Raw genomic sequence first — 25,861 nt, 5'->3', positions numbered from 1 at the left:
AGAGACAAGTCTCAAGCTTTAGTGGGATTAAGCAATCCTCTGGAACTTCTATTGTGTAACTGTTCAAGGTTGAGTTCACAAACATTTCAAAAGAGGATAAAACGATGACTAAATTTGCTGCAAAGATCGCACTGGTGTCTGCTTTGATTTTGGCTCCGATGTCGCTACCTGCAATGAGCCAAACCGGAACGGGAACCGGAACAGGCACAACTGGAACGGGAACGACCGCAGTCGATAACGACTACAACAACGAAGGACGCAACGGTTACTGGGGATTGCTTGGTTTGCTTGGCTTGTTTGGTTTGCTGGGACGCAAGAGCAAGCGCGATGAGTACTCTACAACCGGAACGACTGCATATCGTGATCCGGCAGATGTATCGGGAACCCGCGATCGCTATTAATTCGGTTAACTCAGAAATTCAACGGCATGAGAGCGATGAAGCCTTTCATGCCGTTTATTTTTGCGGTAGTTTCTGAAGTGAAAGAGAGTCGGGCTGTAGAATGAAACATCACCTGTTTTGATTTCTCAGTACGTTGAAGCTATGGGTACTCCTAATTTCGGTGGATCTCCGTCTCAGTTGGTCAGCAATCGCTATCGAATTTTAGGCGTTCTGGGAGAAGGCGGCTTTGGTAAAACGTTTCTGGTCGAAGACACTCAGATGCCTTCTGCTCGAAGATGTGTACTCAAACAACTCAAGCCGATTCACGACAATCCACAAATTCATCAACTCGTAAAAGAGCGGTTTCAGCGTGAGGCAGCGATTCTAGAACGCTTGGGAGATCATCATCGGCAGATTCCTCGGCTCTATGCTTATTTCGAGGAGGGAGACGAGTTTTACCTAGTCGAAGAATGGGTCGAGGGAGAAACTTTAGCGCAGAGAGTCGAGATACAAGGGGTGATGAGCGAAACGGAAGTTCGATCGCTGTTACTCGATCTTTTACCGCTTCTTTCAGATATTCATCGTCAAGGCATTGTTCATCGCGATATCAAGCCCGATAACATCATTTTGCGGCGACTCGATCGCAAACCTGTTCTCATCGATTTCGGTGCAGTCAAAGAAACGATGAGTACCTTGCTCAATTCTCAAGGGGGGCAAAGTCAATCGATCGTCATCGGCACACCGGGCTATATGTCCTCAGAACAGATGGCAGGTCGTCCAGTCTTTTCGAGTGACTTGTATAGTTTGGGACTAACCGCAATCTATCTACTCACGGGAAGACAGCCGCAGCAATTAGACAATGATCCAATGACTGGAAAGGTTCTCTGGCAGCAATATGTGCCGAATCTTAGTCCTGATTTTGCCGCAGTGCTCGATCGAGCCATTCAACCCTACGCAAATCAGCGATTTGCAGCCGCACAAGATATGGCAATGGCGTTATCGTCGGGTGCGGTTCCTCCTTCAACCGTGATTGCGTCTGAGTTCCGAATCGATTCATCTCAGACCGTTCCGAGCGCTCCGACTCCCTCCACTCAAGCTTCTGTGGTGACGCGATCGCCGTGGACGTGGCAATGGGCAATCATTGGAATGGGAGCGGCTTCTCTTGCGGGGATTGCGGGACTTTTGGCTTATTTCACGATGCGACCGACTCCAACCCCGATCGCATCAACTTCCCCTATCAAGAATACGATCGCATCTCCTAAATCGTCTCCGGTTGATCCCTCTCCTGCACCCAAAGAGCCGACAACTTCCGCGCCTGCACCCGTTCCTCAGCAACCTGCAAAACCACCCGAACAGCCAGCGAAACCTGTCGAGCCGCCGATCGATCAAGCTTGCAGATTGCAGACCGGAACAACTTTGAGAGCGCAAACACTAACGCTGGATACTTGTTCGATCGATGCGAGTAACCCGTCTTTGATTCGCTTTATTTACTATCTCAATGCCGATCGCGTTCAGGCTCAAACCGATTGCGCCAGTGGAACGTGGACAAGCTTTCCAGAAAACCAGGTGAATCGTCCTCAATCTCCCGCAACTGAGAAGATGCTAGAGCGAATCTGTGGTGCAAAATCTCCTCAAGGCGCAGCTTCAAACGATTCCATCTCAAAAGCCGGAGTTGCAACGGTATTTAATCCGCCCTCGAATGTGAGAGTATCCCCGAATGGAGCGATTCTCTGTTCAGTCCGAGAAAAGAGAAATATCAATGTCTACGACTTGAAAGGCGATTGGTACACGACTGATGTTTGCGGTACATCTGGTGTGATTCATCGGGGTCAACTCAAGTTCTAATCATGTAAGTCTGCTTCCCAAACCCCAACATAGATGCGGTCTTGATTGTTGCGTTCGATCACGCCTTTGAGGTTGCCTTGTTGAAAAGAATAGCGATCGCGTTCTCGTCGATAAACTTGCTTTAATCCTTCGATCACGTCTGGAGTCGCCCGACTGCCTAACATTCCATTCACTGTGACTTGCAGCGTTAAATCATCGATCGATTGAGCAAACGAAGCCTCAGTCTGACGAATTTGGTTTGTGGATTGATCGTAGAGATAGCCCAGACTAATACGATCGGGTACAGGCTCATATAAGACACTGCGCGTATTCTGCCAATAGCCTGCACCCGATCGAACAGGATCACCGAGTGCGGCTCTGACTTCTTGTTCTGGTGTGCCAACTGCGAATCCGGGAATACGACTGGTCGATCGAGTCACGACTTTTGGCAGATCCGGAGAGGGCAGCGACGGATCAACGGGAATCGGTTGCGGTGTTGGAGATGGAGTCACAGACGGACTCGGCTTCGGACGGGGGGACGCGCTCTGAATCGGGGATGGACTGGGCGACGGAGAAGGTTCAGGTGGCAGAGAGGGGAGCGGGCTAGGAGAATTCAGCGTGATGGCGGGTTGAGGAGATTGACGAGATTGGAGCCAGAGAATCGCGATCGCAACTCCGGTTAAAGTTAATCCAGATAATGCCGCGAGTAACCAAATCGCCCGCAATCCGGGCTTAGTCGGTTCGGGTTTGGGAGCGAACACAACCGTTTCAGCAGTCTTAGTCGATGCTTTCGGGGGTTGTGTCATTTGGAAGGATGGCGAACCTTCGGGTAAAAGGGCAAGCCATTCCCCGATCGACGAAGGACGATGAATCGCCTGCATTGCCATTCCTCGAAGAATTGCCTGATTCACTCCCGGACTGATCGACGGTGCTAATTCTCGCGGTTCTGGCATCCGTTCGTGATCGCGTAGAATCGATGCGGTGGGAACGGTTGCTGTAACTAATGCGTAAAGTGTTGCGGCTAGTCCGTAAACATCACTTGCGGGACTGCGTTTTTCTTGAGCGAAATACTGCTCGATCGGGGCATATCCGACGGACATCATTTGTGTGTGCGTTTGGGTTGAATTCGGTGTAAATTCTCGTGCAATTCCAAAATCGATTAGGATTGCTTCTTGTGTTTTCTCATGCAGAATAATATTTTGCGGTTTGATGTCTCGATGCAGTAATCCATTGCGGTGAACCACTTGAAGCGCGGAGCCGATTTGTCGAATGTAGTGAATGGCAACCGCTTCGGGCATAGGTCGATCGGGAAACACCAGATCGTCCAACGTCTTACCTGGAATGTAATCCATCACCATATAAGCGCGATCGTGCTCGATAAAGAAGTCACTGACGCGCACAATATTTGGATGCACACAGGAAGCAAGACGGCGGGCTTCATCCTGAAATTTGCGCTGAAGATCGGAGAAATTTCGCTCTGATTTCAGCGATTCATTCAGCGTTTTGATCACCACTGTTTGATCAAGAAAATGGTGAATTGCTTTGTAAGTCACACCAAATCCACCCTGACCGATTTCTTCTTCTAGGGTGTACTTGCCGTTTGAGAGCGTTGTACCAATGAGAGAATCCATAAATCAACTTGCACTTCGAGGGAGCGTACACCGAATTTGAGTGATTGTTTCCTCTGATCCGATGGGCATCTTCACGAATTCTAACCGACCGTTCATCAACTCCATTAAGCTCTGATTCAGTAATAAGCTAAATCCCAATGACGGTGGCTCCAAATCAGGTGGAGCATCTTTTTTCAATAAGTCGATCGCGTCTCGCCAAACCTCGATCGGGCGTTCGTCTTCTAAATCAATATAGACAGAGTTAGAATCCGCTTGTGCAGAAAGTTTCAGCGTTCCATCCTGCATGGTGCCGATCGCACCGCTAATCAAACTAATCAAAACTTGTTCTAGGGCGTATCTGCAAACTGTAGAGCGACCCTAAATCTAGCGTGCATCTTCGAGCAGTGCTGGGCACTCTAACGTCTGGAAACAGATGAGTTGGGAACAATGGCACAGCACCGAGGGGATTTAAGCGACGCACAATGGCAGAAACTGCAACCGTTACTGCCGCAACCCGCGCCCACAGGCAGACCTGCCAATGACCATCGCCAAGTTCTCAATGGCATCTTGTGGATACACCGGACGGGCGCACCGTGGTCAGACTTACCAGAGCGGTATGGTTCACGCGGTACGGTGTCGAGCCGCTTCTATCGGTGGCGTGCCCAAGGGGTGTGGCAGCAGATCTTGAATCAATTGCAACACACAGCAGACGCAGCGCACCAAATTGATTGGGAAGTGCATTTCGTCGATAGCACGATAGTTCGCGCCCACCAACATGCAGCGGGCGCAAAAAGGGGGATCAAAACCCAGAACAACCGCGTTTAACGACCGAACAACTGCAAGAACAAGAAGCACTGGGGCGATCCAAAGGCGGCTTCAGCACCAAGATTCAGATTCAGGCGGAAGGACTGGGTAAACCGATGCAGTTTGTCATCTTGCCGGGACAAAGCCACGATGTCAAGGGCTTTGACAAACTCAACGAAGCAGCACCCCGCATCAAGCGCAAAGGACGCGGCAGACCGAAGCAACGTCCGCGTTATCTCGTTGGCGACAAAGGCTATGATGCGGATTCGATTCGGCGATCGCTGCGTCGTCAGCACACGACTCCAGTGATTCCCAAGCGCAAGAACGCCAAGCGCCGACCGCGTTTCAATCGGGGACTCTACCGTGAGCGCAACCGGATTGAGCGCTTGATCAATCGACTCAAGCAAGCTCGACGGGTAGCAACACGGTATGAAAAACGCGCAGAGAACTATCTAGCAATGTTGACAATCGCAGCAATTCTGATTTGGCTCAAATGAAGCACTACCTTACATTTAGACTTTGCAGATACGCCCTAGCGATGTGCGATCGCATATCACTTCTAAATCCGGTTCCGGCAACACAATCTGAAACGGTAAATTGCGGTTTTCTGCTAATAGATGTGTCATAGAAAACACATTGTCAAACACATCAGAAACGGAAACCGCTTTTACGTCTAATTTACCCGTACCGTATTGGGCTTTGGAAACATTGATTACTTCATCGAGCAGCTTCACCATTTTCAAAGCTGACTGATTTGCTTGCTCGATAAATTCGCGCTCTTCTTCGGGTGATTCACACAAGTCTGCAAGAATCAATTGATGTGCGCCGATCATCCCGTTTAAAGGCGATCGCAGTTCATGAGAAGTTCGCGCTAAAAATCCCGCTTTGAATTGCGCCTGTTCGAGTAGCGATCGATACGCTAACTCAAGCGACGGGTCTGGTTTTTTCCGATTGAGAAACCAGCCACCCACAAAACCAATACTTAATCCAGCGATTAAATCCACTACGTTCATCGTTGCCACCGCTAACCACGTTTACGAGTGTAGCGGTGGCAGTGAACTTCTAGGCGGTTTTACCGACCACACCTTCGACCAGCCAGTTCATCGATTCAAGCTCGATCGCGGTTGCCCCGAAATCTTTTCCGTCTGGAACAACCGTCTTTCCAGTATTGTCCTTCAGTCCACCTTTGTAGACGACAAGCGATCCAGTCTGCATCTGCGCGACAATGTTATCCGCCGACTTCTTCGCCTCAGCCGTGACTGCCGGACCAAACGGTGAAATCTTCACGAATCCATCTTTGTATCCACCTCTGAGCAAATGTGGAATTCCACCATTCATCAGCGTTTTACCTTCTTGGATCATCTTGGCATATTCGGTATACACCTTCGTCCAATCCCACTCGGCTCCGGTCAGATATCCTTTTGGTGCCAGTGATGCTTGATTCGCGTGATAGCCCGACGAGAACACACCCCGTTTTTCTGCGGTTTCCATCACAACTTTCGGACTGTCCACATGGCAGGTAATCACGTCTGCGCCTTGGTCAACTAAGCTATTGGTTGCCTCAGCTTCTTTCACCGGAAGCGACCAATCTCCGGTGAAAATCACCTGAGTCGTAATGTTCGGCTTAATGCTTCTTGCGCCCAAAGTGAAACTATTGATGTTCCGAAGCACTTGTGGAATCGGTTTTGCTGCCACAAATCCCAGCTTGCCGGACTTGCTCATATGACCTGCAACGACACCCGCCACGTACTGGGCTTCGTCAATGTAGCCGAAGTAGCTTCCGACATTTTTTGGGTGTTTTGCTGCGTCGTACATAGCGCCACAGTGGAAGAATTGCACATCCGGAAAATCGGCTGCCAGCTTCAGAATGTGCGGATCAAAGTAGCCGAATGAGGTGGGAAACAGAACGGTGGCTTTGTCCTGCTCGATCATGTTCCGCATCGCTTCCTGAACTTCAGTCGTTTCAGGAACGCTTGCTTGGTCAACCGTTTTAACGTTCAGACCTTTCAAGCCTTCTTTGCCTTGAAAATGCGCCTGGTTATAGCCAAAGTCATCTTTGGGTCCGACATAGATAAAGCCCATGACAAGCTCTTTCGCAGATGCCGGACTTGCCGCTGGACTGCCTCCTGAAGCGGTTGTGGTGTTCGTCGCAGGAGTGCATCCTGTCCATAGTTTCGAGGTTGCGCCAAATGCTCCGGTTGCGAGTAGCCCCCGAATCACTTGACGGCGGGAAACTCGTGAACGGTGCGGGTCATTCTTACTCATCGCTGGTTCCTTCAGAAATTGAATTAAATGCGATCGATTGAAGTCTGTTTTCTTCGATCGATTTGTATTGTCTATCACAATCCCGATTTGAGCGCAGTAATTAGTTCGATCGAGTCACTCACTGACCCAAATACGCCTCCTTGCATTTTGATCATGTTCAAGGCGGCAAGATAGTTACCATAATCGGTTGCACCTGTACAATCAGACAGCAACAAACATTCATAACCGCGATCGTTTGCATCTCTCATTGTTGTATGGACACAAACATCGGTCGTAATTCCCGTGAGGATCAAATTCTGAATTCCTTTGCGGTTCAAAATCAAATCTAAATCTGTTGCGTAAAACGATCCTTTTCCAGGTTTATCGATGATCACTTCTCCAGGTAAAGGCGCAAGTTCAGGAATAATTTCCCATCCGGGTTCACCGCGCACAAGAATTCGCCCACAAGGTCCTAGATCACCGATTCCGGCTCCGATTTGCTGCGATCGCCAACGTTTGTTTTCTGGCAAATCTGACAAATCCGGGCGATGTCCTTCGCGGGTATGGATGATGTGGAAGTTCAGCGATCGCATGACATTCATCACTTGACGAATCGGCTCGATCGGCGCACGAGTGAGCGATAAGTCATAGCCCATTTTGTCTACATATCCACCTTTACCGCAAAAGTCCGTTTGCATATCAATGATGATCAGCGCTGTATTTTCAGGACGCAGATCGCCGTTGAACGGATACGGATACGGGTCAGCCTTGACGAACATTCGATTACGCTCCAGTTACAGTTGGCACTTCACCACGATACGATCGAGTGGGCGCATCAAATCCGCAAGAAGTTCCATCGGTGTAAATTACTTCGTCTTCCCAAGGCAATCGATAACTCTCATTCACCAAATCTTGCATGTAAGTGTAAGGACAATCTTGCGCCCCACCTTTGACTGCAACATATCCTCGATGTCCAAATTGATAAATATTGTTTTCAACACTCCAATGCTTCCGAGCCTCCCGCACTAAATCCGGTCGCAGTTCGGCGGTGATGATTTCATCGGGTCGGTGACTTCCCATCACCAGCGGCATTCCATCAAAATTCACAAACATTCCTTCGCCCATTGAATCAAACGTGCCATCTGAACCACACATACAAACTGAAGCCGTGTACATCAGATTACAGAACGCATTCGCTTGATTCGTAATTTGCCAGGAATGACGAATTGGAGCCGTATAGCCCGCTGTGCGAATCATAATCTCTGCCCCTTTGTAAGCACATTCACGCGCCATTTCGGGGAACATACCATCGTGACAAATGACAAGAGCGATCGTGCTTCCATTCGGACCTTCACACACCGGAATCCCTAAGTTTCCAGGCTCCCAAGGTTCCACCGGAACCCAAGGGTGCAGTTTGCGGTAATACAGTTTGAGTTTGCCTGTGTCATCAATGATGATGCCGCTATTGTAGGGATTGCCGTGGGGGTTGTATTCCATAATCGAAAAACATCCCCAGATGTGATGGTCACGACACGCTTTCTGAAAGGCTTGCACTTCTTTGCCATCCAAGCGGCACATGATGTCTGGATTGGTATCCATCGACAATCCATGCAGTGAATACTCTGGGAATACGACTAAATCCATCGTGGGCATATTTCGCCGCGCCTTGCCGACCATCTGACAAATGCGATCGGTTTGCGCTGCTAAATCATCGGACGTTACAACATTCGGAAGCTGTAACTGCATCATCCCCAAAACAACGCCATTCGGAGTCTTGTTTAATCCACCCAACCCACTCATGATCCGCCCTCTAGAATGATTGTGTGTCAGCTTTATCACACTTTTTCGAGGGCAATTCGTGCTTTGTGATACGAGTCTACAAAAGTTGCTTCAAGCGCTCTACAAACGCAGGTTTATCAAAAATTGCAAGGCTCTTTTGACGTAACCATTTCCCGTCACAGCGTTGATCTTCACCTTTGAGCATTTCGATGCAAGCGATCGCAACTTTATCCGGATCACGATGCGGAACTTGCCACCCCAATCGCCCATCTTGCAGCGGATCAGCCGATCCATCCGCATCCCCTGACAGCACCGGAACCCCGCAAGCCATCGCCTCAAGATAAACAATTCCAAAGCCTTCTTGTGACGGCATCACATACGCATCCGCCAGACAGTAATGTTTCGGCAGTGCATCAGTCGCGACAAATCCAGCAAAGACGACTCGATCGCTCACTCCCAATTCTTCCGCCAGTTTTGCAAGTCTCGGCTGATCATCTCCCCGCCCAATCACTAAATATTTCACATCCGGGAAGACTTTCAGAATTTGCGGCAAGGCTCGAATCGTCACATCGACTCCTTTGTAAGGATCACCCGACCATAAACGAGCCACAGTCATCAGCACTTTGCAATTCTCAAGCTGATAGTTCTGCAAGAGTTCTAGATCTTTTGTTTGAGGTCGAAAAACTGCTCCATCAACTGCACAAAAGAGAAAATCAGCTTTGTCGTGTGCAATTCCATTCGCTGCACAAGCCCGATCGCAAGAATACCGACTAATCGCCCAAATGCGATCGGCATTCTGCAACGCTTTCTGCTTCCGATTTGGTAACGGCTCCCAAACTTCTTTACCGTAAGTCAGCACGGTATAAGGAATTCCCAACGGTTTACACAGAGCTTCAATCAACGGAGCCAGCAGAATATGACCGCAGAAGACCCGCTCTGGGCGATGCGTCAGGAGATGGGCGAAAAGCGCGATCGCGAACTTCATGCGTCCCACGATCGGCGATTTCGCTTTGTAGTAGTGGAACCGAAATCGCTCAGAAACAAGCGAATTCTCGACCGTCGCATCATCCCGCAGCAAAAACACATCCGCACTCAAATCCAATTGCGAATAAGCTTGCAAAATGTCTTTGACGTAAGACTGAATCCCGCCTTCACAGGAAAAGACTTGAAGAAAAACGAAAACGTGATTGGTATGGGGCATAAATCAGGAAAAAGGGCGAACCGCAGTCCGCCCAGAAGAGCATCAGATTACCCTCTTTTTAAATGCCCAAAATAAAAGCCTGATCGCACAATTAGTCACTCGGTCGAACGCGCTTCAGCATTTCCACGAGAATAATATGCGCTTCTTTAGCATCTTTCAAAGTGCGATCGAACTCCACACGCAGGGGAACGGTTTCTTCGTTCACCTGTGCTAACAATTCCATGCCTTTTTCATCGATCGACTTCATTTCAGCAGCCGTTGCATCCTTCACTTTGCCAAAATACTGTGCGTACACCAGCACCGAATCACTATGATCTTTGTTCATGTGATTACAAATACGATCGCTGACCGCAGGCGAAAAGGCTTCACTGACGGATTCAGACATAACTTTCTCCTTTGCACTGATTCCGATGATATCGCAATCTGATTCGGAGAAAACGACTGCGATCGTCGCTAATCTTTCTAAGCTTTACGGGTTGATGAGATACTACGAACAGATAAATCTCTCTAAATCGTATGAAGTTCGAGTGGAATCACGAGAAGAACAAATCAAACTTAGCAAAGCATCAACTCGATTTTGCCGACGCTCCTCGGATCTTCAATTCCCCACTTCGGATCACTTTAGATGAACGTCAAGATTACGAAGAGGAGCGATGGATTGGTCTAGGAATGTTGGATGGACGTATCATAGTGATAGTCTTTACCGAACCCGATGAAGACACCATTAGAATTATTTCCCTTCGCAAAGCTTTACCCTATGAGCGAAAACTCTACGAGCAATATCTCAGAAACGAATTGGGAGAAAGTTGATTCACTCACAGAACAAGAAATTGATACCTCTGACATTCCTCCAATTACTGAAGAGCTTTTCAAAAAATCTCGATGGTGGAAGCCCGCTAACTCGCTAAATGTATTAGTTGAGATTGATGCTGATACTTTGGCATGGTTCCGGAGCCAGGGTGAAGACTGCGAAAGAAGGATGGCGGCGGCATTGCGAATTTATGCAAGTGCTCACAAGGCTTAATCTTCATAGTGAAGCGATCGCAAAATTAAACGGTGCTATTTCTTACTACTGGAGGAGGCGACTACCTGACTAACAACTAGCGCGATCGAACTTCTCACTTTCGACAGATGAACCGACCTTTCACAATCTGGTTTCGTCTTGGGTGTAGTTTTGTCCTGACAACCGATGCAGCGAAAAACAGTCTGGTGTGTAGGAATCTTACTAACCTGTGCAACGTTCTTCAGTCCTCAACCCAGTTTTTCTAATCCTGTCGCTGAACCTGTACGAGAATCTCAGCCGACCGCACAACCTTTAAGATTGGAAATCCGGCTCAAACAGCGACGAGTGAATATCTATCAAGGCGATCGCAAAGTCAAAAGTTACGCGATCGCAGTTGGTAAACCTGGATGGGAAACTCCGACTGGTAACTTCACCATCAAGCAGAAAATTCGCGACCCCGAATGGATTCACCCACTCAACGGCTCCAAAGTTCCCGGCGGTGATCCCGAAAATCCACTGGGACGCTACTGGATTGGCTTTTGGACAGACGGCAAGAACTGGATCGGCTTTCACGGCACACCAAACCCAGAATCCGTCGGCACTGCGGCATCACATGGCTGTATTCGGATGTACAACCGCGATGTCGAAGAACTGTTTGGCAAAGTCAGCCTAGGGACAGAAGTTATCGTCAAAAATTAAACGGTTTAGGAAATTTCGCCTACAAACAAATCGAACCACAGAGGGAGCATTTTCGGGATCAACAATTCCTACACTGCAACCTGTGGTGGTGAGTCCAAATCGGATTCTCGCTTCCGCCCATTCGGTGGGTTTCAATCGCAAACCGGACTTGTCAATATTCAAACAAGGGAGAGACCGATGAACGGAAAGATTAAGAAATTTGCAGGTACGATCGTGGTCACAGGCTTTGGATCGTTGCTCACTCTACCTGCAATGGCACAATCGCCGCTAAACCCCAATCCCAGTATTTTTAGCGAAGCACCCTACAATCGAACCCTGGCGCAAGCAACTCCAGATAGCTCGATGCCAATGAGTACTCCATCGAGCAGCACTCCCCGCAACTCTACACCTTCACTGGCAAAAGTTAATCCAAATCCAAGCATTTTCAACGAAGCTCCCTACAATCGGGCTGCCTCGGTTTCGTCAGATTCCTCGCTGATTTCTCCAAGCAGTGCAACTCCTAGTAGCTCAACGGATTCAACTTCTGGAGCAACCGCACAAACTTCCCCAACTCCGAGCAGCCCAACGGTTACTCCTGAAACCACGAGTCCAACATCGCCCACCAGCACACCTTCTTCCGGTGATGTTGCCGTTCCGACTGAACCTTCATCGGGATCGACGCAAAGTTCGCCCACTAGCACACCAGGTTCATCGACTCAAACCACACCGGGTACGATCACACCCGATTCAACCATCCCTTCGACCACACCGGGTACGACGACCCCTGATTCAACCACAACACCGGGTACATCGACTCCCGGTTCAACGACCACACCAGGGACGACTACACCCGATTCAACAATTCCTTCAACTACAACACCAGAGCAAAACACAACCCCATCCACAACAACTCCTGACTCAACAACTCCTGACTCAACCACCACGCCATCTAACACTGACGGCGGTAGTGGCACTCCCGGTGGCGTTCGTGCGCTCTGGTAACCTGACCTAAACAGCGAAGAGGGATGCGTTGAACATCCCTCTTTTTTGCGTCAATTCAAATGTGTTGCCCATTGTTTGGCAATTTCAGCCGTGCCGTACCATTTCCCTCCAGGCGATCGCGGTGAATGCCAAACTCCTTCATACACTAAATTTTCTGCTCCTTCTAAGTGAGCCGCTTCGATCGGCGTAATTCCATCGCCCCAAACATCTCCTCGTCCGCCTGTCAATTGATAGCTGCTATACGCTAACCAGCTTCCTAACCGACGCGCTCCGAACACAGATTTTCCAGCGACACAAACATATCGAACGCTGGGATAAAACGCACCGGGATAAGTGAAATTCACAAAGTTCAAATTCTTCAGCGTCCACCGCTCGTAGCTTGTTTGCGGCGTTCCGAGCGTGCACAAAGTTGAAACATACTGGTGAGCTTGCCAAGCGTAAGTCCGGTTATCTACAATCCCATGCACGTCGTAAGCTTTTTCACCAAGATAAATCCGTGAGATCCACCCTCCTGCCGAATGTCCAACTAAATTAACTTTTTCTGTGTTGTAAGTCTGCCGAACTTGCTGCACTGTTCGATCGAGTGCTTCTAAAATCGGCAATACCGATCGACCGCCCAACGTTGGCAACCAGTCCCGTCTCACTAACGGCACTGTCACCGCTGGAATTCCAAGATCAATCAAGGTTTGCTGCATGTCGCGATAGTCGATCGCGCCTGCAAGATACCCCGGCAAAATTACAGTCGGCAGTGCCATAACTCGAAGAAACGAAACAGTTCATATAGGATCTTAAAGTATTTCACAGTTTCGCTTATGTCTCTTGCTCCCTGGCGATCGATTCTCTCAGGTGCCCTTCATCGCAATCGATCGCTGCCTTATGCTCGATATGCTCAACTCGCCACCGTCCGACCCGATGGAAAACCTGCTAATCGTACGATCGTGTTTCGCGGCTTTCTCGAAGACACCAATCAGCTTAAATTCGTGACCGACGATCGCAGCGAAAAACCCAAACAAATCGAGCATTGTCCCTGGGCTGAACTTTGTTGGTATTTTCCAAATACACGCGAACAGTTTCGGTTTGCAGGAAAATTAAGCCTAATCGATCACACGAATCCCGATGAGAAGCTGCAAAAAGCACGCCAACTCATTTGGCAAGAACTTTCAGATAGTGCCCAACTTCAGTTTGCTTGGGAGCATCCCGGACAACCTCGTGCAGCGAGTGAAACCTTTTCGCCACCTGCACCAGGTCAGACTGATCCACTCCCGCAGTTCTGTCTACTCCTTCTCGATCCAACCGACGTGGATCATTTAGAACTCCGAGGCGACCCGCAGAATCGCCATCAATACCATCTCAACGAAAACGGCTGGACGGTTGAAGAAGTGAATCCTTAAGGGAAAGGTGCTGCTGCGGTCGAGGGCGTTCCTTGGAAGTTGAATTCCATCTGCCGCATCACGCTACTCACGACGGTAAACGGTTGCCGAGTTCCGATCGGGAAATTTGACCCTTCTGGCTCGATCACATATTGCCCTGGCGCTAATCGGAGTTGGAACGCGCCGCCTTCACCCGCATAGAGACGAATCACTCGATCTCGTCCAGCAGTTGAAATCTTGATGAACCCAGTGTAAGGACGTGGCGCACAAGACGCAGCCGGAGCGGATATCGAACAAATCGGAGTTAGGGTAATTCTGCCAGAAATGCCGCTATTCAATGCCGCTCCTGATCCAGGCATGGTACGGAGATCTGGAGTAGCAGGTAGTGCTGGCAAGGGTTGACCCCGCTCTCCGGGCATCGGAACCGGATCGATCGGAATTCGTCGAATTGAACGACGAATCGTAGGTAATGCGGGTCTTGGAGTAGGAGTGATCACAGAAGGTCTGACCGGAATCGGGATCGGACTCGGAATGATCCGACCAGCCGGAACCACGTCTGGGGTCACGGGGAGCGCAGACGGAGCTGAAATAGGATCGATAGGGGGCGGGGCAACCTGCGCGATCACTCGATTCGCTAGCGGACTCAGAACACCTGCTAACACGACTCCAGACACGCCAAGAACGATCGTACGCGACTTCGTTAAGCCAAACATTGCACTTTTCCTACCTGGGACATGGCTTAATTTTTAGCACAGAGCGATCGCGCAATTGTTAGGTTTTCCCGTTTCTTGATGAAAGCTTCAAGAGTGCTTTTAAGCGTCTACTTGTTGAATAATTCCATCGCCTTCAATTCGGAGTTTTCGCCCTCTCCAATAAGCGCTTCGTCCCACACTCCCGATCGTCCAAATGATGAAACTCAAGAAATCTCGAAACGGTAACGCCCATACCCAGCGCAATAGTGCAGGACTATTCATACTAAATACTGCAATGAAAGATTGAGTATAACGAATCACATACGTTACGGATGAAAGCGCGATCGCCCAAGCTGAAAAATTAGAAATTAACAGCAACGGAAGACAGAATACAGTTCCGTAACAAAAGATCATTGTGTAATAAATGCTACCTTTGTTAAACCGAATCGTTCGCGACCATCGCAATTCTCGCTGAAATAGTTCGTTAAGAGTTTCTCTCCCGGTATCCGATTCTAGAACTAAGTGTGAAAGTTCGACTTTATAACCTGCTTTTGCGGCTCGTTTTCCTAAATTGTGGTCGGAGCCAATTCGATTGAGCTGTAGCCCGCCGAAGTTCATCAAAGTTGTTTTACGAACCGCGATCGTGACTCCGATCGCAAACTGTAATCCTCGATCGATTGTCCGTGCGATCAAAGCACTCGGAATAAAATCACAGCACCGTCCCAACGATGCTACCGCTGAAGTGAAAAACTGAGGATTGTGCGCGATGTAAGCACAGGTGACCACATCGACACGATCGAGTGGCGCGGTGACGGTTTGAATGTAATCGGGCTGAACTCGAATATCACTATCTACGAAAATCAAAGTCTCGTACTTATTTTTCTCTAATAGATAGCTGAGGGTACTGTCTTTGTGATTAATCCCACGCGGAGGAAGCCCGACGAAAACCTGAACGCGATCGGGAAACTGCGCCTGTAATTGATGCAGAACTGGAACTGCTGGATCTTCCGGATCAACAACACCAAATAACACTTCGTATTCGGAATAGGTTTGCGTACATAGAGAAGACCAATTTTCGATCGCGCCCTCGTCCAATCCACAGATCGGAACCAAGATCGAGACAGGCTCTTGATGAGATGGGTGACTGAATTGAGGTTCTGAAAAAAACTGATAAGTAAACCAAGCACACGCCAAATAAAACGCAATTGATCCCAGAATCAGGATCACCAACACTATTTCAACCCAAAACATTCTGCTTTAACCTACCGCGAACATTCCCCCAGCTTTTCAAACCATCACTGGGACTGACTTCTATCTTGGACATGATATTGCGCGATCGGAGTTCCGAGAAAAAAAATGCCTCTTCTATCGAGAAGAGGCATCTGCAATTGAACAGAAAATTAGTCTTTTTTCTTTTTCTTCTTTGCCCTGCGGCGCTGCATCAAGGTCGCGAATCCAACGGCTGCACTTGATCCAAGAATGGTCATCGGTTCAGGAATGACTTCAGGAGGCGTACCACCGCCACCGCCGCCACCACTGCCGCCACCGCCATCATCACCGCCCGCGATCGCAAACCCTAATCCAGTTAAGCCAGCAACCGCCACCAGAGGCAGCAAGAATCCGCCACCCGTCGTTCCTCCAGCAATGGGCGCAACGGGAACTTGACCGATCGGCGTTCCGGGTGAAATCGGTGAGACGACTGGCGGCGGTTCACCCTGTCCGATTGGACAAGCGGTATCGCGCAAGCGCACAGTAAAGTCATCGAAATCGCGGTCTTGGGCTGGACGATTGCGGACGATTCTCGATCCGGTGTCGTCCCAGCCGATCTGCATTCCTCCGGTTTGGCACAAGGCATTAATGTTGCCTGTAAAGCGGACGTGCTGTTCTGCGTTGGGATTCAAGCGATCGGTTGAATATAAAATACCCGTCGGTCTACCGTTAAATGAGGACTCTAAATAGAACACATAATCGTTATTCGGGCGGAACGTGTATCGGTTTGCGGTTTGAGGAACCGCGTTTCCGGGCGTTCCGGGGAAGTCTAGCTGTGTGCCAGCGTCGTCGATTTTGGTAGATGGACGGAAAATCGTATCGGGACTATCCGAGGGTCTCGTTTCGATCAGGAGTGGTGTCTTCTCCTTGGTCGTTAGGTTGATCACTCCAAATGTTGATTGGTAAGCGCCGTGTGACTCCACGAACTCAGATTCGAGGGTGGCATCCCGATTCACTCGCACCCCTTCATTGCCGATCGACAAATCCGCCGCCCGCACTGGAAGTGCCAAACTGCTCGTCAACCAACCAAGTGAGAGCGTGAGAGCGATCGTGCTACCACGATGCCGACGCGATGATTCTTTCAGGTTCTCCACAGGAGCACAGCGGAACTGAGGCTGTCTCCTCACACACTTCCTTGAAGTAGGACTTTCTTCTGGCACCATCTAAAGCTGACTCTGCGAAAGGACTATATAAACAACGCCCTGGCGCTCACTGCTGTAAGCTGACTTCGCCAAGGGCAGCTATGAGGAGCGCGACTTTACTTTCCGCTCAGCGTAAATTTTTTATGCAAAATAAGCATCGATCCTACGAGGGATCAGATGGCTTCGCGGGAATTATGTCGCTCGAACTATCTGAGTCAAATCTGAGTAGCTAATTAGAACCAGCACGCTGAACCTATGGGTCTTTTGACCCATGCGTGCTGTCACTGCAAGAAGAGCGATTGCGCTTTCACAGCTTCCTCATTCTACAAATGGTGCGATTTCTTGCAAGATGCGATCGAGTTCCTACATGGTGCAAAAAACTGCGTGAGGCTGCAAATACTGACGGCAATACCTACTTTTAATTACTAAGAACTCACTTGGCTACACCCTGCACCCTACTGATCCTGCCTTCGTGAAGTTCTAGTTACCCCTAAATTAATTTTGATGAGGATCTATCACATCTGTCCAATGGTAGGGATTGGTTGCGTTGTTCAGGTTTCCTCACCTGCGTGATAGGAGCTACGAACCAAAGGAGCCGATCGCACATGAGAAAATCCCAATTCTTTCGCGATCGTTCCCAACCGCTCGAATTCGTCAGGATGCCAATACTTCTGAACGGGCAAATGTTCGAGAGAAGGGCGCATATACTGACCAAGCGTGACGCGATCGCATTCGACGGTTCTCAAATCTTTCAGCGTTTCGATCACTTCGTCTTCGGTTTCACCATGCCCCAACATCAAACCGGATTTAGTGGGAATGGTTGGATTGAGTGCTTTGACGGTTTGCAAGACTTGGAGGGTTCGATCGTATTTTGCCCCGCGTCGTACCGGAGCCTGTAACCGTTTCACCGTCTCAATATTGTGGTTATAGCAAGCAGGTTTTTCATTCACGATCGTGGCAATCCGCTGCTGTTGTAATTCTTGGGGCGAAAATCCGTCTTGCCGTCCGCCCCAGAAATCCGGAGTTAAGACTTCAATTTGCGTTCCCGGATTCATGACCCGAATTTGTCGCATCGTTTCGGCAAACCATCCGGCTCCTTGATCGGCTAAATCATCCCGCGCTACCGAAGTTAAAACGACGTATTTTAATCCGAGAAGTTGTACCGATTCAGCGACTTTTTGCGGTTCGTCGGCATCGAGTGGCATCGGGGCATGACCTTTATCGACTTGGCAGAAAGCGCACGATCGCGTACAGGTTGGACCCATTAGCAAAAAGGTTGCTGTCTTTTGGGCGTAACATTCTCCCCGATTTGGGCAGCGTCCTTCTTCACAAATTGTGTGAATCTGCCGCTGTTTGATGATTTGTTGCACTGTGGAAATTTCACTGGCATTCCCCATCGAGCGCCGCAACCAGTCAGGCATCGATTGAATCAGGGCGCGACGGTCAGAAAGTGCCGATCGATCAGTTTGAGAGGACATAAACGGGGGAATGCTAAGGGTCAGTTCGATGAAGATTGTCGCAAGTCGGGAGCAGAAAGTATGAAGTTTCTTTATCCAAACTCATTATAGGCAGAGAGACTGACTGGAGTGGAGTGCGAAAGCTGTCCGTGTTTTGCTCATATCGAGTAACATTTATCACGAGATTGCGACGCGACAATCCGTTTTCCTATTGAAAAGATTCGGTCAGGAGCGCAGTTGTTTCTGTCGCATCGTTTTCCGGCGAGTCCTACCCGATTCATTGCGATTTTGCAGATCACCCTAGAGGAGTTCAATTGTGGCAAGTCACAAAGTCATAGTTATCGATGATAGCGCCGTGATTCGGAACATGGTGCGCGATATGTTGCCGAAAGGCAATTTTGAAGTGTTGGAAGCGAAGGATGGTCTACAGGGAATCAATTTGATTCGGCAGGAACGTCCGACGCTGATTATGCTGGATTTCTTGTTACCCCGAATGAGCGGTTGGGAAGTGTATCAGCAGATTCAGAGCAGTACTGAACTGCAAACGATTCCTTTGGTGCTGATGTCCGGGCGCAAAGAGGAAGTTGCGGAGAAGCTGCAAGAGCCGTTTGAATATTTCGAGTTTGTGCAAAAGCCGTTTGACCAGAAGGGCTTGATTGATGCAATCAAGTTGGCGATGACCAAGGCGAAACGTCGTCCAGCAGCGATCGTACCTCCGACTCCAGCGGCGACGGTTTCAGCGGATGCGGCGGAAATTCAAGCGCTGAATCAGAAGATTGTGAAGATGCAGGCGGAGATTGATGGTCTGAAGAAACAAATGGGGCAGTTGTTGACGTTTGTGAAGCAGAAGCTGAAGTAAGTATCAGTTTGAAGCGAAAGAGCGCTACAGGAAGAACGTTTCTTGTAGCGCTTTTGCTTGAAAAATTTCAGCAATTCATCACGCTAGGACTCTGGGGTTTCCTTTCTGCGCCATCCGGGTTTGACCACCTGACGGGCACGAGCGATCGCTAAACAATCATTTGGTAAGTTTTCGGTAATCGTCGAGCCTGCGGCAGTGGTGACATCTTCGCCGATTGTAATCGGTGCCACCAAGCAATTATTCGAGCCAATTTTAGTACGATCGCCGATCGTTGTCGGATGCTTCTTGACGCCGTCGTAATTCACCGTAATTGTTCCGGCTCCGATATTGACGCGCTTCCCGATCGTGGCATTCCCCAAGTACGACAAGTGAGCCGCATTTGTCCGCTCTCCTAACGTCGTATTTTTCAGTTCCACAAAGTTCCCGACTCGGCAACCCGCACCAATCTCAACGGGTGCTCTGAGATGCGAGTAGGGTCCGATCTGAGCATCGTTGTGAATCACGCTACCTGTCACGACTGAAAACAGGACGGTTACATTTTCTCCAATCTGGCTATCTTCAATCAGGCTACCGGGACCAATTCGGCTTCCAGCTTTGATGATCGTATTGCCGCGTAAATGCGTTTGAGGTTCGATCGTCACATTTGCTTCGAGTTCGACCGTATCGTCGATCGTGACACTCGCCGGATCGATAATCGTGACTCCTGCTTTCATCCAGCGATCGCGAATCCGGTTTTGCAAAACTGAATAGGCTTGTGCGAGTTGAGCGCGATCGTTAATTCCTAAAACTTCCTGATAATCCGGCACATCTACGACTGTCACCGCATCAAAGAAGTTAATCGCATCGGTGATGTAATACTCTTTCTGATCGTTATTCGAGGTCAGTTTGGGCAGGACTTGAACCAGATCTTTCCAGCGAAAACAGTAGGCTCCAGCGTTAATGCGGCGATTTTGTTTTTGGTTGATCGTGCAATCGCGATCTTCAACAATTTCCGTCAGAATCTGATTTTCATCGCAAAAAACCCGCCCGTATCCGGTTGGATCGGGAATGTGAGCCGCTAATAATGTCGCTGCATTCTTTTTCGATCGATGCGTTTCCAACAAAAGCGCCAACGTTTCAGAACGGATCAGCGGTAAATCGCCATTCAATACAATCAGGTCGTCATCGAAATTCTCAAGCGACGGAATCAACTGCTGGATCGCGTGTCCGGTGCCTAATTGCTCGGTTTGTTCGACAAATTCGATTTCTGCGGGATAGTTCGCTAACGCTTCTCGAACTAAATGAGATTGGTAGCCGACAATCACCAATCGTCGAGACGGAGCGAACACGTCCCCGTGCGCCAGAGGCATCGCGCTTGTACTGTTTAGAACTCGTTCAATGAGCGATCGACTGCCCAACGGATGCAACACCTTGGGTAAATCCGATTTCATCCGCGTTCCACGACCTGCCGCCAGAATTGCCACCGCTACCATAGCTTTTTCATTTCTCAATACGAGAGGGAGTATACCGTGAGTCGGTTTCTTCCTTCATCTCTTAGCCGACTTCCACCGGAGCTTTTTTATTTTTATCGAGATCTAATAGTACAATTGACTCACTCTCTGAACCGAAACCATGCGCCGCGATTCGATCTTCTATGCCCTGTTCCAGCAATCCCCAACTTTGCTGTTTGAGTTTTTGGAGTCTGCACCGTCCAATGCTGCGGAATATCGATTTGATTCTGTTGCAGTCAAAAAGCCAAAATTTGAAATTGATGGTGTGTTTCTGCCGCCTGAGAATCAATTGCCTGGAATTGTCTACTTCTGCGAGGTGCAATTTCAGAAAGATGAGCAACTGTACGAACGGCTATTTGGCGAATCGTTTCTGTATTTTTATCGCAATCGGGTACGCTTCTCGGATTGGCGAGCTGTGATTATTTATCCTTCTGCTAATACCGAACAGCGAGACATTCTCCCGTTTGAGGATTTGCTGAATGGGAACCGCGTTTACCGAATCTATCTCGATCGATTAGGAGACATTCAAACTCTCCCGTTGGGGATTGCACTGATGGTGTTAACCACGATCGCTGAAAGTCGAGCGGTAGAAGCGGCGCGGAATTTGCTCGATCGAGTGCAACAGTCTGAGCTTTCCGCTCAAAATAGACGTGGCATCATGGAGATGATCACAACGATTCTGGCTTACAAGTTCACCAATTTAGGAAGACGGGAAATCGAACAAATGCTTGGAATTGAACTTCAACAAACGCGGTTTTATCAGGAAGCAAGAGAAGAAGGACTTCAGGCAGGACGTGAAGAAGGACTTCAGGCAGGACGTGAAGAAGAACGTCGATCGCTGATTCTCCTTCTACTCAATCAGAAGCTTGGAGCGCTTTCAGAAGGGACGATCGCGGAAATTTCTGCCCTCAATGCTGAGCAATTAGAGGCATTGGCGATCGCGTTGTTGAATTTTTTGGGGCTGGATGATTTGAGAAGATGGCTAGATTCTAATCCTTAATGATTTAATCAAAAAGTTTAGCGATCGCGCTCAAAGTCTCGATCGAACAGCGTTATGATCAAAACTCCCGGATACCCCATTCGTAATTTGTGATTGAGTCGTCTCAGAGTGCTGTACCCTTGATTGCGTTTCTACTCAATTGCGCCAATCTGATTACGAAACTCCGATCGACGAACTTAAAGGAAGAAGCACTGTGACGCATTCTGATTTTCTCGCTAAGTCCGATCCCCTGCTCGCTGAAATGATGCAACAAGAACTGCAACGCCAGCGAGATCATCTAGAACTGATTGCCAGCGAGAACTTTACGTCTCCTGCGGTGATGGAAGCTCAAGGCTCGGTTCTGACGAACAAATACGCTGAAGGTCTGCCGACAAAACGCTATTACGGCGGGTGTGAATTTGTCGATCGCGTTGAGCAACTCGCCATCGATCGCGCTAAAGAACTGTTCGGAGCCGCACACGCAAACGTGCAACCCCACTCCGGCGCACAAGCGAATTTTGCAGTGTTTCTCACCCTGCTCCAACCCGGCGACACGATCATGGGGATGGACTTGTCTCACGGTGGACACCTAACCCACGGATCGCCTGTAAACGTCTCCGGTAAATGGTTCAAGGTGCAGCACTACGGAGTCAATCAAACCACTGAGCGTTTGGATTTTGACCAAATTCGCGATCTGGCGCTGCAACATCGTCCGAAGCTTTTGATCTGTGGGTACTCAGCTTATCCGCGTGTGATCGAGTTTGAGAAATTTAGAGCGATCGCGGATGAAGTCGGAGCTTATCTCTTAGCTGATATTGCTCACATTGCTGGATTGGTCGCGTCTGGACATCATCCGAACCCAATCCCTTATTGCGATGTGGTGACTACGACGACTCACAAAACGCTGCGGGGTCCAAGAGGCGGATTGATTCTGACTCGCGATGCAGAACTCGGTAAGCAGTTAGATAAATCAGTGTTCCCCGGGAGCCAAGGCGGACCTTTGGAACACGTTATCGCTGGAAAAGCTGCCGCATTCGGAGAAGCTCTAAAACCAGAATTCAAAACCTATTCGGGTCAAGTGATCGAAAACGCGAAAGCGATGGCAACTCAGCTTCAAAATCGCGGCTTCAAACTGGTTTCTGATGGAACCGATAATCACTTGATGCTGGTCGATCTGCGATCGATTAACATGACCGGAAAAGTAGCGGATCAGCTTGTTAGCGGCGTGAACATTACCGCGAATAAAAACACCGTTCCGTTTGATCCAGCTTCGCCGTTTGTCACGAGTGGGCTGAGACTTGGATCGCCTGCGATGACCACTCGCGGTATGGGAACGGTTGAATTCACCGAAATCGCGAATATCATTGCCGATCGCTTACTCAATCCTGAAGATGAAAGCGTCGCTCAAGATTGTCGTCGTCGGGTAGCGGCATTGTGCGATCGCTTCCCGCTTTATCCTCATCTCAGTGCTCAAGTTCCAGCATTGGTATAAATTTTGCTGATTCTCCCGATGGAGAGCAGCGTCACTGAATAATCGTAACGAGGGCATCCTGAACGGGTGCCTTTCTTTTTGTTGCCTTTGGGTAGATGACGATCGAGCTAAAAAAAATATGAATGAAACCAGGAATTTCGTTCATAATTCTTTGCTGAGGATTGCTGAATCTGTAGTACACTCTGCCTGAAGCTTTTGTCCTTCCTACTTGCGAGTTCTGATGCCGTTCTTTGCTGCATTTCTGATTTCATTCCTGGTTGTTCTCGTAGCAACCCCGATCGTTAATCGCCTCGGTAAGCGAGTGGGATTAGTCGATAAACCAAATCATCGCAAAGTCCATAAGCGCCCAATGGTCAGACTGGGCGGCGTGGCAATGTTTATCGGTGTGGTGGTGGCTCTATTGATTGTTTGGTCAACGGGTGGATTTGGAGTACTCAAACCGGGCAAAGAATCGGAAGTGTGGGGAGTCGCGATCGGTGGAATCGCTTTCTTTTTGATCGGACTTGCAGATGATTTGTTTAGCCTTTCACCCAAAACTCGATTACTTTTGCAGTTCGTTGTGGCTGGATTGGCGTGGCAGTCTGGTGTTCAGATTGATTTCTTGACAAATCCGATCGCGGGACTCGTTTCGCTTCCCGAATGGGCAAGTTTGCCAATTACGGTGATCTGGCTCGTGGGAATGGCGAACGCGATTAACTGGATTGATGGACTCGATGGATTAGCAGCGGGCGTTTCAGGAATTGCAGCATTTGTGATGTTCTGGACTTGCCTGTTTATGGGACAGCCTCAAGCGGCTTTGTTTGCGGCTGCGCTGGCGGGTGCAACTTTCGGATTTTTGCGCTACAACTTCAATCCGGCTCAAATTTTTATGGGTGATGGGGGCGCGTATTTTATTGGGTTTACGCTAGCGGGTGTGGGCGTGATTGGTTTAGTAAAAAGCGTCACAACTGTTGCGGTATTGTTGCCTTATGTCATTTTGGCGGTGCCGATTTTGGATATGTCGGCGGTGATTGTCGATCGCTTACGTCGCGGGAAATCGCCGTTCGTGGCTGATAAACGCCATTTACATCATCGATTGCTGAAAGCGGGACTTTCTCAGCGTTTGGCGGTGCTATTTATCTACTCGCTGACGTTGTGGGCGGGAAGTTTAGCGATGGCGGTTTCGGGAATGCCGAGTGGAGTCGGATATGCGATCGCTGCTACGATCGTCTTGAGCGTGACCAGTTGGCAAGTGTGGCGGACAGCAAGATGAATGCGGAAATTATCAGCGTCGGAACTGAGCTTTTATTAGGAAATATTCTGAACTCGAATGCTCAGTTTCTCGCTCAACAGTTTGCGGAATTGGGGATTCCTCATTATTTCCAAACGGTTGTGGGGGACAATCCGGAGCGGTTGAAGCAAGCGATTGGAGTTGCCAGCGATCGCGCAAATTTAATCGTGTTTACGGGTGGCTTGGGTCCGACTCCAGATGATTTAACGACTGAAACGATCGCTGATTTTTTCTCAACTCCTTTAGTCGAAAAGCCCGAAATCGTTGAGGATATTGCCGCAAAATTTGCTCAACGCGGTCGCCAAATGACCGACAATAACCGCAAGCAAGCCCTCTTTCCCGAAGGTGCAGATATTCTCTACAACACACTGGGAAGCGCTCCCGGTATCATTTGGCAACCTCGCCCAAATTTGACGATTCTCACCTTTCCGGGTGTTCCGACTGAGATGAAGCATATGTGGCATGAAGTCGCTGTGCCCTATCTCAGACAGCAAGGATGGGGCAAAGAAATCATCGTCAGTCGGACGCTCCGGTTTTGGGGAATCTCAGAATCAGCCTTAGCGGAAAAGGTCGGAACGTTCTTCGATCTGCAAAATCCAACTGTTGCGCCTTATGCCAACTACGGAGAAGTGAAACTCCGAATCTCAGCAAAATCGCCTTCAGATCAAGCGGCTCAGGAATTAATCGCCCCGATCGAACAGCATTTAAGAGAAATTGCAGGGATTGATTGTTATGGAGCCGATGAAGATTCGCTGGCTTCAGTAGTCGGACAGCTTTTGATGGATCAAGAATCAACGCTGAGTGTAGCGGAATCTTGTACGGGTGGCGGATTGGGTCAAATGCTGACTCGTGTGGCTGGAAGTTCGGCTTACTTCTGGGGTGGCGTGATCTCTTATGACAATTCGGTGAAAGAGGATCTTTTGGGCGTTGATCCGAACGCGATCGCAACTCAAGGAGCGGTGAGCGCGATCGTGGCTGAACAAATGGCGGCAGGAGTAAGATCGCGCCTCAACACTACTTGGGGAATTAGCATTACAGGTGTCGCAGGTCCCGGAGGCGGTTCAGATGAAAAACCTGTTGGACTCGTTTATATTGGATTGGCGAATCCAGAAGGGGCAGTCAGTCAGCGATATCGATTTGGCGATCGTGGGCGCGATTGGATTCGGCAGGTCAGTGCTTGTAGCGCTCTAGATCAACTTAGACGAAGATTGTTAAGGAACCTCTAAGTTTTGTGGCTTGATTTTAATCTGTCTTTCGGTATGATGAATGAATACTGATTTCCCCACCTTGGGGATCATTGGTTTTCAAAAAGCTCC

27 protein-coding genes are annotated in these 25,861 nt (G+C 49.1%); 13 read left to right on the top strand and 14 right to left on the bottom strand.

The annotated features are described in order from the left end of the window. Positions 1 to 104: 104 nt before the first annotated feature. Both NIES2104_RS16695 and NIES2104_RS16690 read left to right on the top strand, forming a co-directional pair. The gene (locus NIES2104_RS16695; RefSeq protein WP_058999421.1) at positions 105 to 401 is read left to right on the top strand and encodes a WGxxGxxG family protein; all 297 of its coding nucleotides are present in this window, start codon (positions 105 to 107) and stop codon (positions 399 to 401) included. A 141-nt stretch (positions 402 to 542) separates the two neighbouring features. Next, positions 543 to 2,225, top strand: coding sequence for a serine/threonine-protein kinase (locus NIES2104_RS16690; protein ID WP_058999420.1), 1,683 nt, complete (start codon positions 543 to 545; stop codon positions 2,223 to 2,225). Here the strand turns inward: NIES2104_RS16690 and NIES2104_RS16685 are convergent. Next, positions 2,222 to 3,835, bottom strand: coding sequence for a serine/threonine-protein kinase (locus NIES2104_RS16685; RefSeq protein ID WP_058999419.1), 1,614 nt, complete (start codon positions 3,833 to 3,835; stop codon positions 2,222 to 2,224). The genes NIES2104_RS16690 and NIES2104_RS16685 overlap by 4 nt on opposite strands. Positions 3,836 to 3,838: 3 nt before the next feature. Beyond that, on the bottom strand, positions 3,839 to 4,153 hold the full coding sequence (locus tag NIES2104_RS16680) for a hypothetical protein (RefSeq protein ID WP_156426979.1): 315 nt from the start codon (positions 4,151 to 4,153) through the stop codon (positions 3,839 to 3,841). A 108-nt stretch (positions 4,154 to 4,261) separates the two neighbouring features. Here NIES2104_RS16680 and NIES2104_RS31315 point away from each other — a divergent pair. Beyond that, a protein-coding gene (locus NIES2104_RS31315) for an IS5 family transposase (RefSeq protein WP_370561195.1) occupies positions 4,262 to 5,115 on the top strand; the annotation gives its coding sequence in 2 pieces (ribosomal slippage) (positions 4,262 to 4,636 and positions 4,639 to 5,115; 852 coding nt in all). A 15-nt stretch (positions 5,116 to 5,130) separates the two neighbouring features. On the opposite strand, the gene NIES2104_RS16665 is transcribed toward NIES2104_RS31315, so the two are convergent. From NIES2104_RS16665 to NIES2104_RS16640, 6 genes are all read right to left on the bottom strand, one after another. Continuing rightward, positions 5,131 to 5,631 (bottom strand): sensor histidine kinase KdpD, encoded by a 501-nt coding sequence (locus tag NIES2104_RS16665; protein WP_082690015.1) that lies wholly within the window; start codon positions 5,629 to 5,631, stop codon positions 5,131 to 5,133. Positions 5,632 to 5,680: 49 nt separating this feature from the next. Further along, positions 5,681 to 6,883, bottom strand: a complete 1,203-nt coding sequence (locus NIES2104_RS16660) for a BMP family ABC transporter substrate-binding protein (RefSeq protein ID WP_059001820.1) — start codon at positions 6,881 to 6,883, stop codon at positions 5,681 to 5,683. Between the two features lie 74 nt (positions 6,884 to 6,957). Further along, complete coding sequence (locus NIES2104_RS16655) at positions 6,958 to 7,641, bottom strand: cysteine hydrolase family protein (RefSeq protein WP_058999414.1); 684 nt, start codon at positions 7,639 to 7,641, stop codon at positions 6,958 to 6,960. Positions 7,642 to 7,645: 4 nt separating this feature from the next. Further along, a complete protein-coding gene (locus NIES2104_RS16650; RefSeq protein ID WP_058999413.1) occupies positions 7,646 to 8,662 on the bottom strand; it encodes a formamidase in 1,017 nt (338 codons plus the stop codon). Between the two features lie 76 nt (positions 8,663 to 8,738). After that, positions 8,739 to 9,842, bottom strand: coding sequence for a glycosyltransferase family 4 protein (locus NIES2104_RS16645; RefSeq protein WP_058999412.1), 1,104 nt, complete (start codon positions 9,840 to 9,842; stop codon positions 8,739 to 8,741). Between the two features lie 91 nt (positions 9,843 to 9,933). Beyond that, positions 9,934 to 10,227 carry a DUF2470 domain-containing protein gene (locus tag NIES2104_RS16640; RefSeq protein WP_058999411.1) on the bottom strand — a complete coding sequence of 98 codons (294 nt, stop codon included), beginning with the start codon at positions 10,225 to 10,227 and terminating at the stop codon, positions 9,934 to 9,936. Positions 10,228 to 10,358: 131 nt separating this feature from the next. Between NIES2104_RS16640 and NIES2104_RS33825 the strand changes: the two genes are divergently transcribed. The 4 genes from NIES2104_RS33825 to NIES2104_RS31860 all read left to right on the top strand — a co-directional run bounded on the left by NIES2104_RS33825 (position 10,359) and on the right by NIES2104_RS31860 (position 12,525). Beyond that, a complete protein-coding gene (locus NIES2104_RS33825) occupies positions 10,359 to 10,652 on the top strand; it encodes a BrnT family toxin (RefSeq protein WP_058999410.1) in 294 nt (97 codons plus the stop codon). Beyond that, positions 10,600 to 10,866 carry a hypothetical protein gene (locus NIES2104_RS30895; RefSeq protein WP_072218084.1) on the top strand — a complete coding sequence of 89 codons (267 nt, stop codon included), beginning with the start codon at positions 10,600 to 10,602 and terminating at the stop codon, positions 10,864 to 10,866. The genes NIES2104_RS33825 and NIES2104_RS30895 overlap by 53 nt, the downstream gene beginning before the upstream one ends. A 165-nt stretch (positions 10,867 to 11,031) precedes the next feature. Next, entirely contained in the window at positions 11,032 to 11,544 is a 513-nt protein-coding gene (locus tag NIES2104_RS16630; RefSeq protein WP_058999409.1) for a L,D-transpeptidase, read from the top strand. A gap of 177 nt (positions 11,545 to 11,721) precedes the next feature. Next, the gene (locus NIES2104_RS31860) at positions 11,722 to 12,525 is read left to right on the top strand and encodes a hypothetical protein (RefSeq protein WP_156426978.1); all 804 of its coding nucleotides are present in this window, start codon (positions 11,722 to 11,724) and stop codon (positions 12,523 to 12,525) included. 50 nt (positions 12,526 to 12,575) lie between these two features. On the opposite strand, the gene NIES2104_RS16615 is transcribed toward NIES2104_RS31860, so the two are convergent. Beyond that, on the bottom strand, positions 12,576 to 13,280 hold the full coding sequence (locus tag NIES2104_RS16615) for a triacylglycerol lipase (protein ID WP_058999406.1): 705 nt from the start codon (positions 13,278 to 13,280) through the stop codon (positions 12,576 to 12,578). A 57-nt stretch (positions 13,281 to 13,337) separates the two neighbouring features. Here NIES2104_RS16615 and NIES2104_RS16610 point away from each other — a divergent pair, with 57 nt between their 5' ends. Then, positions 13,338 to 13,916, top strand: a complete 579-nt coding sequence (locus NIES2104_RS16610) for an Npun_F5749 family FMN-dependent PPOX-type flavoprotein (protein WP_058999405.1) — start codon at positions 13,338 to 13,340, stop codon at positions 13,914 to 13,916. Here the strand turns inward: NIES2104_RS16610 and NIES2104_RS16605 are convergent. The 4 genes from NIES2104_RS16605 to lipA all read right to left on the bottom strand — a co-directional run bounded on the left by NIES2104_RS16605 (position 13,913) and on the right by lipA (position 18,476). Further along, positions 13,913 to 14,608 (bottom strand): hypothetical protein, encoded by a 696-nt coding sequence (locus NIES2104_RS16605; protein ID WP_058999404.1) that lies wholly within the window; start codon positions 14,606 to 14,608, stop codon positions 13,913 to 13,915. The genes NIES2104_RS16610 and NIES2104_RS16605 overlap by 4 nt on opposite strands. Before the next feature lie 99 nt (positions 14,609 to 14,707). Next, a complete protein-coding gene (locus NIES2104_RS16600) occupies positions 14,708 to 15,838 on the bottom strand; it encodes a glycosyltransferase (protein ID WP_058999403.1) in 1,131 nt (376 codons plus the stop codon). 149 nt (positions 15,839 to 15,987) lie between these two features. Beyond that, positions 15,988 to 16,983 (bottom strand): PEP-CTERM sorting domain-containing protein, encoded by a 996-nt coding sequence (locus NIES2104_RS32425; protein ID WP_192843600.1) that lies wholly within the window; start codon positions 16,981 to 16,983, stop codon positions 15,988 to 15,990. 566 nt (positions 16,984 to 17,549) lie between these two features. Next, a complete protein-coding gene (gene lipA, locus NIES2104_RS16590) occupies positions 17,550 to 18,476 on the bottom strand; it encodes a lipoyl synthase (protein WP_058999401.1) in 927 nt (308 codons plus the stop codon). A gap of 295 nt (positions 18,477 to 18,771) precedes the next feature. Here lipA and NIES2104_RS16585 point away from each other — a divergent pair, with 295 nt between their 5' ends. Then, complete coding sequence (locus NIES2104_RS16585) at positions 18,772 to 19,314, top strand: response regulator (protein WP_058999400.1); 543 nt, start codon at positions 18,772 to 18,774, stop codon at positions 19,312 to 19,314. An 83-nt stretch (positions 19,315 to 19,397) separates the two neighbouring features. On the opposite strand, the gene glmU is transcribed toward NIES2104_RS16585, so the two are convergent. Continuing rightward, positions 19,398 to 20,786 carry a bifunctional UDP-N-acetylglucosamine diphosphorylase/glucosamine-1-phosphate N-acetyltransferase GlmU gene (gene glmU, locus NIES2104_RS16580; RefSeq protein ID WP_058999399.1) on the bottom strand — a complete coding sequence of 463 codons (1,389 nt, stop codon included), beginning with the start codon at positions 20,784 to 20,786 and terminating at the stop codon, positions 19,398 to 19,400. A gap of 139 nt (positions 20,787 to 20,925) precedes the next feature. On the opposite strand from glmU, the gene NIES2104_RS16575 reads away from it, so the two are divergent. The 4 genes from NIES2104_RS16575 to NIES2104_RS16560 all read left to right on the top strand — a co-directional run bounded on the left by NIES2104_RS16575 (position 20,926) and on the right by NIES2104_RS16560 (position 25,771). After that, positions 20,926 to 21,804 carry an Rpn family recombination-promoting nuclease/putative transposase gene (locus NIES2104_RS16575; RefSeq protein WP_058999398.1) on the top strand — a complete coding sequence of 293 codons (879 nt, stop codon included), beginning with the start codon at positions 20,926 to 20,928 and terminating at the stop codon, positions 21,802 to 21,804. Positions 21,805 to 21,997: 193 nt separating this feature from the next. Next, positions 21,998 to 23,275 carry a serine hydroxymethyltransferase gene (gene glyA, locus NIES2104_RS16570; protein ID WP_225895253.1) on the top strand — a complete coding sequence of 426 codons (1,278 nt, stop codon included), beginning with the start codon at positions 21,998 to 22,000 and terminating at the stop codon, positions 23,273 to 23,275. 220 nt (positions 23,276 to 23,495) lie between these two features. Continuing rightward, entirely contained in the window at positions 23,496 to 24,527 is a 1,032-nt protein-coding gene (locus NIES2104_RS16565) for a glycosyltransferase family 4 protein (protein ID WP_058999397.1), read from the top strand. Further along, positions 24,509 to 25,771: a competence/damage-inducible protein A gene (locus tag NIES2104_RS16560; RefSeq protein ID WP_339375244.1), complete on the top strand. Its 1,263-nt coding sequence runs from the start codon at positions 24,509 to 24,511 to the stop codon at positions 25,769 to 25,771. The genes NIES2104_RS16565 and NIES2104_RS16560 overlap by 19 nt, the downstream gene beginning before the upstream one ends. Positions 25,772 to 25,861: the final 90 nt, after the last annotated feature.

Origin of the sequence: Leptolyngbya sp. NIES-2104, from assembly GCF_001485215.1 — a bacterium.
Classification (GTDB): Bacteria; Cyanobacteriota; Cyanobacteriia; order Leptolyngbyales; family Leptolyngbyaceae; genus Leptolyngbya.
The sequence above is the reverse complement of the archived record's forward strand: the minus strand, read 5'-3'. Positions and strand labels throughout refer to the sequence as shown.

What these genes read in the sequence shown, in the direction of transcription:
- NIES2104_RS16695 (WP_058999421.1), top strand. Translation starts at nt 105, where the DNA reads ATGACTAAATTTGCTGCAAAGATCGCACTGGTGTCTGCTTTGATTTTG.
- NIES2104_RS16690 (WP_058999420.1), top strand. Translation starts at nt 543, where the DNA reads ATGGGTACTCCTAATTTCGGTGGATCTCCGTCTCAGTTGGTCAGCAAT.
- NIES2104_RS16685 (WP_058999419.1), bottom strand. Translation starts at nt 3,835, where the DNA reads ATGGATTCTCTCATTGGTACAACGCTCTCAAACGGCAAGTACACCCTA.
- NIES2104_RS16665 (WP_082690015.1), bottom strand. Translation starts at nt 5,631, where the DNA reads ATGAACGTAGTGGATTTAATCGCTGGATTAAGTATTGGTTTTGTGGGT.
- NIES2104_RS16660 (WP_059001820.1), bottom strand. Translation starts at nt 6,883, where the DNA reads ATGAGTAAGAATGACCCGCACCGTTCACGAGTTTCCCGCCGTCAAGTG.
- NIES2104_RS16655 (WP_058999414.1), bottom strand. Translation starts at nt 7,641, where the DNA reads ATGTTCGTCAAGGCTGACCCGTATCCGTATCCGTTCAACGGCGATCTG.
- NIES2104_RS16650 (WP_058999413.1), bottom strand. Translation starts at nt 8,662, where the DNA reads ATGAGTGGGTTGGGTGGATTAAACAAGACTCCGAATGGCGTTGTTTTG.
- NIES2104_RS16645 (WP_058999412.1), bottom strand. Translation starts at nt 9,842, where the DNA reads ATGCCCCATACCAATCACGTTTTCGTTTTTCTTCAAGTCTTTTCCTGT.
- NIES2104_RS16640 (WP_058999411.1), bottom strand. Translation starts at nt 10,227, where the DNA reads ATGTCTGAATCCGTCAGTGAAGCCTTTTCGCCTGCGGTCAGCGATCGT.
- NIES2104_RS33825 (WP_058999410.1), top strand. Translation starts at nt 10,359, where the DNA reads ATGAAGTTCGAGTGGAATCACGAGAAGAACAAATCAAACTTAGCAAAG.
- NIES2104_RS30895 (WP_072218084.1), top strand. Translation starts at nt 10,600, where the DNA reads ATGAGCGAAAACTCTACGAGCAATATCTCAGAAACGAATTGGGAGAAA.
- NIES2104_RS16630 (WP_058999409.1), top strand. Translation starts at nt 11,032, where the DNA reads ATGCAGCGAAAAACAGTCTGGTGTGTAGGAATCTTACTAACCTGTGCA.
- NIES2104_RS31860 (WP_156426978.1), top strand. Translation starts at nt 11,722, where the DNA reads ATGAACGGAAAGATTAAGAAATTTGCAGGTACGATCGTGGTCACAGGC.
- NIES2104_RS16615 (WP_058999406.1), bottom strand. Translation starts at nt 13,280, where the DNA reads ATGGCACTGCCGACTGTAATTTTGCCGGGGTATCTTGCAGGCGCGATC.
- NIES2104_RS16610 (WP_058999405.1), top strand. Translation starts at nt 13,338, where the DNA reads ATGTCTCTTGCTCCCTGGCGATCGATTCTCTCAGGTGCCCTTCATCGC.
- NIES2104_RS16605 (WP_058999404.1), bottom strand. Translation starts at nt 14,608, where the DNA reads ATGTTTGGCTTAACGAAGTCGCGTACGATCGTTCTTGGCGTGTCTGGA.
- NIES2104_RS16600 (WP_058999403.1), bottom strand. Translation starts at nt 15,838, where the DNA reads ATGTTTTGGGTTGAAATAGTGTTGGTGATCCTGATTCTGGGATCAATT.
- lipA (WP_058999401.1), bottom strand. Translation starts at nt 18,476, where the DNA reads ATGTCCTCTCAAACTGATCGATCGGCACTTTCTGACCGTCGCGCCCTG.
- glmU (WP_058999399.1), bottom strand. Translation starts at nt 20,786, where the DNA reads ATGGTAGCGGTGGCAATTCTGGCGGCAGGTCGTGGAACGCGGATGAAA.
- NIES2104_RS16575 (WP_058999398.1), top strand. Translation starts at nt 20,926, where the DNA reads ATGCGCCGCGATTCGATCTTCTATGCCCTGTTCCAGCAATCCCCAACT.
- NIES2104_RS16565 (WP_058999397.1), top strand. Translation starts at nt 23,496, where the DNA reads ATGCCGTTCTTTGCTGCATTTCTGATTTCATTCCTGGTTGTTCTCGTA.